Origin of the sequence: Bacteroides sp. 1_1_14 (assembly GCF_000162515.1) — a bacterium.
Taxonomy (GTDB): domain Bacteria; phylum Bacteroidota; class Bacteroidia; order Bacteroidales; family Bacteroidaceae; genus Bacteroides; species Bacteroides thetaiotaomicron.
The window spans coordinates 4,454-11,736 of the sequence record NZ_GG774721.1 but is presented as its reverse complement, the minus strand read 5'-3'; the positions used below and the strand labels follow the sequence as shown (position 1 = coordinate 11,736).

Below are 7,283 nucleotides of genomic sequence, written 5' to 3'. Positions count from 1 at the left end.
ATTGTAACACGAGTACTACCTCCTACACCGGAAGCACTGCGTTGTATATTCACACCAGCCACTTTTCCGTTTAGACTATTGACGAAGTTAGCATCCTTTACGGAAGTTAAAGCATCATTGTTAACTTTCTGCACATTATAGCTAAGTGCTTTTTCAGAACGTTTGATACCCAAAGCAGTAACAACAACTTCATCCAATTTTTGTGTATCTTCCCCCATTGTTATTTTCAATGGCTGGGCATTGGTCAACGTGATTGCTTGGGAGAAACTGGAGAAAGGAAATAAAAGAAACTTTCAAAATACTATAGGCATCCTACTATTAGGATTTGAACAGCATTATAATGTCTTCAAAAATACAAATTAAAGATTTTTTTTAATGTACATGTTTTTTAGGTTAGATATTTACAAAAAGAAAGCTGACTCATTTTACTGCGTCAGCTTTCTTATCCGTATTATTTATCAAACTTTAAACTTGTCATTCATTCGGAATATAAACATAAAATGCTGTTATATCTACACGAGAAGGCACTTTTATCATTTGGTATTTTAAATACCGTGCTGTGACTGGAGCTATGAAAATGACATTTTGCGTGCCGCCTTTAATATCAAGAACACCCATAGACTTCCATACACTTCCATTATCGGAAGAAAATATCTCAATTTTGAGTAGGTGCATAAGCAGAAGCCCAGTGTTTAGTCTGTATCCCTTTTATTGTTTTAACTGTTTTAAGGTCTACTGTCAACCAAAATGGGATTCCATTAGTTGCGACATCGCTTCCACCATTTCCAATAACAGAATTTGAATTTTGATTTTCTACTCCGTCTTGGAAAGTAAAGCTCCATTCGGTTTTGGCTGTCCAAAGCTTACTATCTGCCGGAGTACCACTTCTTAGATTACAGAAAGCTGATTTATTAATAACAGCAGGTAAAGTTTTTAAGTTACTACTAATAGTCGTATTTCCATTGCTTGTACTTATATTTTTGATCGAGATACTAAACGAGTAACTGACTTTATCATCAGTAGTACCAAATATTGTTCGATCCACTTTTGCTGTAACCTCTTCTGATACTTGTTGCCCTGCTTTAATTGTAACCTGAGATGAACTCAAAGATATTTTACTTACATCAAGCCCTTCTGCATCACTTTTAACATCCAATGAAACAATAATATCTTTTGATACAGGTTTTTGAGTCTTGGCTGCAAAAGTCATGCTTATCTCATCTCCTCCAATCCCTTCTACATCATGAGTTAGATTGAATGTTTTTACATTGCTTACTAAGTAGTCCTCTCTTTGTAGATATACATAGGTAGCATTCCACTCATCAGCTTCTTCATCATCACTACAAGAAGTGACGAAGGGAGCAGCTCCCAAGGATAGAGCTGCCATAAGTATTAGTTTATAGAAATTCTTCATAATCAATTAGCTTTAATGATTTTCATCTTATTTATCGAAACGGACATCTTTCTCCCATTTTAGTTCATCTTCAACTGTCATGTCTCGTCCTTGCCCGGTACAATCTTCAAACATATTTCCCTGTCCCTCATCTAGCTTCCAATATCCCATCAGATTCGGATCTGTAGATTTTACAGCATAATACATATTAGAAATTATTTGAGTAGGAGTAATAGCTTTTCTCCATAAACGTACTTGTGCCAATTTACAATTATTTTTAAAATAGGTAGAACCACTGCATACCATTTCAAGGAATGTAAATGTCAAAGGCCCACCTTTGGTCTGTAAAGTCACATCTTTTACTCCATTTATGTAAATTGTGAGTAATCCGGAAGCATCATGAACAAATGCCACATGGTACCATTTATTGGGTAAGAAATGAGTAACAGTATTGACTTGTGATCCAAGCGTTTTTATCTGTAACAAGTCATAATCAATCATAGCATCTCCAAAACGAATATAAATATCTTCAGAATTAAATATGGCTTGATTATTGATGCGGAATCCATCCATCTGCACCCAGAATTCAAGGGAATATTCTGTAACACTTTCATTCCACTTTTTCTCTTTATCAGTACTTGGATGATTTTTCCAGTTCATCACTGGCACCGCTTGAATTAATGGCTGATTCAGCAAAATTAAATATTTGCCGGAAGTACCAATTGTCGAAACATTACCTTTGGTAACATTAATAGCAATCGGTATAGCGTATGATTCCCCATTAGGAGTCGCATAAGGTTTAATGGAAAAGTTTGTTGCTTCTGCACTTACATCGCCAGCTTTGATTTTTACATCTTTGTTAAAAGTGTAATAATTCTCCGGTAATACTTCATACGATGTAGAGTTTGCTGCATTATACTCTTCCAAAATAGAAGGATCAATTACCAAAGTTGCTTCTACATCTTCTGCCAATGCTTCTGCCAAACGAATATTGAGAGATGTGGTTGTGACATTCTCCGGATCGGCCGTAATCTTCTCAAAGCTTCCACTTTCCGCCTCTGAGAAATAGATTGCGTTGTCTAATATTTTATAGTCGGCATTATCGCATCCAGTCAAGAAAGAAACTAGAGCCGCACATGCTATAAAATAGTTCTTTATATTATTTCTTTTCATTTTTCCAGTATATTAAGTTATTTAACAGAAGGATTCATGATTTGTATAGCTGCACGAAGCCATTTATACTCCGGAGTAAATGGATAATCATATTCCATGTGATATGTACCGACTCCCCCTTTACTAACCTTTTGATCATCTATTATTGGTGTCCACCGAGCCATACCTTCAAGGGACTGCATTTTATTTCCATAGCGATCAGTAAAAGCAACACCACCATCTTGTGCAAAAGATTCAAAGTTTTCTGTTACAATATATTTCTTTGCAACTTCTTGAGGTGATAAATAGCCATCAAAATTATCAATTGTTGATTTTAGCCTGGAATCTAAATTTGCATCTCCCGAGCATTCATAAGCCTGTACTATAAAGTAATTCATGCATTCTCCTCTTTCAGAAGGCATTGATTGAGGTTCACCATCTATTACTAATATTTTTTCACCTCCTGATTTCGGACCAAGATATTTACTTAATTCGTCAATGAAAACAGACATTCTTTTAGGGTAGTTAGCTAAGCTGCCCCATTTTCCTTGATAGTTAGGCTCATAGTCAATATCAAAACCGTCATAGTTATATTTAGCGATCGTATCTATGATTTGTTTTGCATATTTACGGATAATGGTTTCTTGATCAGGAGTTACCTCTGTATCAATCATTTCCCATCTTTGGTAAGGTCTGTCCGGTATCAATTCTCCTTCCCATCCCCAATATTCTTGAATAGTTTGTCCTTCAGGAGTTAATTGGTCGCCCAAGTTATGTACGATAAAGCAAAGTAGGAACTTCGTACCTTTTACCTTTTGGCAAAATCTCAAGTCTGCATCCTGATCAGGAGTGATATTCTTCCAATTTCCCCAAATAGAAACCAGATCGACACTATCCGGAATCCCTCTCATACTATTTACCAGTGAAGCACCTACTCCTGTCCAGTTACCAAACCAGCCGAAAGAGATTTCATGATCACTTTTTTTATACTCACGCAAAGCTTCATAATAACTATCTGTGGGTGGATTGAAAAAGTCTTTTGATTCGACTTCCGTCCAATCGCTACATCCCCAGAATATACCTCCAAGCAATGCTACAAGTGCTATATAAATGTATCTTACTTTCATATTCTTTTACTATTAAATTAAAACATTAGTTTTTCTTAGCCCACCACAAGTCAGTAGCTTCATTATCGGAACCACCTAATAAACGTATTGCTGTTTCTACATTAGCTTTGTTGTTATCCTTCTCTGACTTTGGGAATCTTAAACGACGTTGCTGACGTTTTGAATCAACGCAATCACTTAAATTATCTACAGCAGGGAAGATTTCCGGATATCCTGTTCTTCTGTAATCAGCCCATCCTTCAAATCCTAATGGGAAATTGGCAATCCATTTTTGTGTGATGATACGTTCTAATTTTTCTGCATCAGATGCCCCCTCATTCCAGCTAACAGTTATAGTCGTTTTAGGAACATAACTGCACTTACCCGGTTCTACAGGAGAGTTGAATGCTGCAGGAGTACTTTCAGTGTCTTTTATATAGATTTCAGCTTCATTAGAAGAAATCCCTCTTTCACTAAAAGACAACTTAATACCTTCTTCATAGAAGTGTTGTGCAGTGCCACCCATATTCCAACCTTTTAATGCACCTTCTGCACGTAAAAAAGCAGTTTCAGAACAATAGAAAATAGTGATAGGGTCTGTCTTTTCATATTTAGGTTTTGAGAAATTGGCATACGTAGCAGGCTTTGCTCCTTGTATGCCTGAACGCATACCCACATACGTACCATAATTTCCACCAACGGTAGATGCAGTAAAATAAGCAGAACGACGCGGATCATTATAACCATTCATATAGCTTGCGATCGTAGCATTTACGCGAATTTCGCCCCAATCGTTAGCAACTAGTTGATATGGGTTAGGTTCGGCACCGACACTACACATTGCATTATCTGAAGGAGTTTCAATCAGTCCTCCATTATCTGCAACAGCCTCTTCAGCCTTTTTCTGGGCCAAAACGGGATCAGCAGAACTTATACGCAATGCCAATCTTAACTTCATGGAGTTAGCAAAACGTACCCATTTACTATAATCACCATTAAATACAGGGTCATATCCTTCAAGCGGTTTCATACCACCGGTTTCTGTAACATATTCTTTTAGTATATTGATTGCATAATCAAGATCTTCAAACATATGTTTATACACGTCTTCTTGAGAATCATACGGAGTAGCAGCAACCCCTTTAGATACTTGACTGTAGGGAATTGGACCGTATGCGTCGGTTACACGATGCATGGTGTTCACGCGAAGTAATTTAGCCATTGCCCAGAAGTGTCCTTTTTCTCCAGTGGCTTCCTGAATTCTATAATAGTTCGCATAAAACTTTTCAAATGGAGTATTAAATGGAATTTGATTCCAATTATCATCGGCATTGTAGGTGTAGAAGTTATTTACTCTGCCCCAGTCCTGTGACATTGAGAGATATCCTCCGAATGGTCCCCCTACCATCTGATCAATCATCTGATTATCATTTTGCTGTACATTTACTCCTGATGTAATCATTGTAGTGTAAAGCATCGGCGGATTCAGATCATGAGGCTGATAAGGATTTGTGTTGTAATCCTCAAAATTAGAAGTGCATCCACAGAATATAGGAGCTAATGCTGCAGCTGCAATCGTTTTTATTATTATTCTTTTCATAATTCAACTTGTATTAGAACTGGAATTTTAAGTTAAAACCAATGTTACGAGTACTTGGCTGCATGAAGTAGTCTACACCTTGGTAGAAGTTACTAGTTGTAGAAGGAGTCAATTCCGGATCGAAAGGAGCTTTACAATAAATCATCCATAAGTTTTTTCCAACAATACCGGCTGTAATTCCTACTTTGTCATTAAACCACTTTTTAGGAAGTGTATAACTTAAACTTAATTCTTGCAAACGAACGTTCGTAGCACTATACAGATAATATTCGCCAACACCACCGGAAGAACTACCGATTGTCTGATAATAGCTCTGTGCATCTACATAACCATTATTAATCCATACACCACCTGCATCACGGGCATCAGCAGTAGTTTGAGAGACGCCATAGTAATCAAGAATCCCCTGAGTATTGGATACAACTAAACCTCCTACACGAGCAGTTAAAGTAAAACCTAAGTTTATGCCCTTATAAGTAAAGTTGTTGCTGAATCCTAAATTACATTTAGCATATAAACTACCTACTTTACGTGGTTCCGGATATTCTGCAATACTAACTTTACCCGTTTGGGAATCGACTTTTATATTTCCATTACCATCAGTTGCCAAATGTTTCTCTACATAAATATCTCCCATACCTCCGTCTTTTCGTAGAATAATCACAGGTGCATATCCAGCAGCCCCTAATGTAGCGACACGACGTTCTTCATCAGCAATCAATTCACCTGTTTCAGGATCTTTAGCACCTTCCATCAATTCTTTGATCTTGTTACGATTCATGGTGAAAGTAAAGTTGCTATTCCACTCAACATCGCCAAACTTATGCCTGTATCCTATACCCATTTCAATACCATAGTTTTGTACATTACCACTTTGTACTACAGCGGTAGAGAATCCACTGGCTGAAGATTGGCTAATTTGGAATGTTTGATTATATGTATTTGACTTATAGAATGTGAAATCAAAGCTTAAGTCATTCCAAAATTTAGTATTTAAACCGATTTCCCATGATTTCGTTCTTTCTGGCTTCAAATTGACAGCCGGACGGGTAGAAGAAGTACTCCATTGATGTGATTGTTCTAAAAACTCAAATCCCGGATTGGATAAGAAACGATCAAATGAAGATGCAACAGAAGTATATGAACCACGGATTTTGGCATAAGATATAAATTCTGGCAATTTAATCATCTCAGTCAATACTGCAGACAAACCTACAGAAGGATAGAAGAATGAAGAATGATCCGTAAATGCTAATTGAGATTCCCAGTCATTACGTCCTGTCAAAGTTAAATATAACATACTCTTCCAACCAATTTCCAAATTGGCAAAAATACCTTGAGATTGATCGTGATAACCATATTGCTTAGGTTTATAATTAGAGGTATAATCTAAATTATTTAAAGTAAAGAAGTTCGGTATACCAGCTAAATTACCTTCGCCACCAGCTTGTTCATACTTTAAGTCCTTAATAGATGCACCGATGTTAGCATTAATACTAAAATCATCAATACGTTTGTTTATATTCAACATAGCATCTGCGTAAATATTCCGGTCAGTACGGGTTTGGTCTGAATAAAAACCATTAGTTCCGGAGAAGTTGCCCAATGTTGAAGCAAAACGTTTCTGAGTTAGTCTATAATGTGAATTATCTATTTTCACACGACCGGAAATGTCAATCCAATCTGCAATTTTATAAGTCAGATTTCCATTAATCATATAACGTTGCTTTTCAGTTTCGCGATTCATACGTTTCATAATCCAATAAGGGTTCTGTAAACTCATACCTTGGTGGCTATATGGCCAGTATTGAGTCTTAACACCTAATGCTTCATTATAACGTTCGAACATTTGCACTTCTTCAAAGCTATCACCACGAGGGAATAGATAAAGAGCAGGGAGCGGATTAAAATATTGCCCCTGAGATATCATATTTTTATCATTTTGAACAATGTAACTAGCACCAACGTCTAATGTTAATTTATTATTCAAGAAACTAGCCGTATTCCGAATAGAGAAATTATAACGACTATA

General features: G+C 36.6%; 5 protein-coding genes and 1 pseudogene. All 6 read right to left on the bottom strand.

Annotated features, from left to right (window positions below; all coding sequences use genetic code 11):
* Positions 1-300: pseudogene (locus HMPREF9007_RS00440) on the bottom strand (SusC/RagA family protein); the annotation flags it as partial.
* A gap of 355 nt (positions 301-655) precedes the next feature.
* Entirely contained in the window at positions 656-1,414 is a 759-nt protein-coding gene (locus HMPREF9007_RS00445; RefSeq protein WP_277754733.1) for a DUF4999 domain-containing protein, read from the bottom strand.
* Positions 1,415-1,441: 27 nt separating this feature from the next.
* Positions 1,442-2,566, bottom strand: coding sequence for a DUF1735 and LamG domain-containing protein (locus HMPREF9007_RS00450; protein WP_008763871.1), 1,125 nt, complete (start codon positions 2,564-2,566; stop codon positions 1,442-1,444).
* A 17-nt stretch (positions 2,567-2,583) separates the two neighbouring features.
* A complete protein-coding gene (locus HMPREF9007_RS00455; protein ID WP_008763870.1) occupies positions 2,584-3,672 on the bottom strand; it encodes a glycoside hydrolase family 18 in 1,089 nt (362 codons plus the stop codon).
* A gap of 25 nt (positions 3,673-3,697) precedes the next feature.
* On the bottom strand, positions 3,698-5,251 hold the full coding sequence (locus HMPREF9007_RS00460; RefSeq protein ID WP_008763869.1) for a SusD/RagB family nutrient-binding outer membrane lipoprotein: 1,554 nt from the start codon (positions 5,249-5,251) through the stop codon (positions 3,698-3,700).
* A 13-nt stretch (positions 5,252-5,264) separates the two neighbouring features.
* Positions 5,265-7,283: TonB-dependent receptor (locus HMPREF9007_RS00465; RefSeq protein ID WP_032850835.1), on the bottom strand; the 2,019-nt coding region annotated here is incomplete at its 5' end.

Excerpts from the sequence above, each read along its gene's own strand:
- HMPREF9007_RS00450 (WP_008763871.1), bottom strand. The coding sequence starts at position 2,566 with ATGAAAAGAAATAATATAAAGAACTATTTTATAGCATGTGCGGCTCTA.
- HMPREF9007_RS00455 (WP_008763870.1), bottom strand. The coding sequence starts at position 3,672 with ATGAAAGTAAGATACATTTATATAGCACTTGTAGCATTGCTTGGAGGT.
- HMPREF9007_RS00460 (WP_008763869.1), bottom strand. The coding sequence starts at position 5,251 with ATGAAAAGAATAATAATAAAAACGATTGCAGCTGCAGCATTAGCTCCT.
- HMPREF9007_RS00445 (WP_277754733.1), bottom strand. The coding sequence starts at position 1,414 with ATGAAGAATTTCTATAAACTAATACTTATGGCAGCTCTATCCTTGGGA.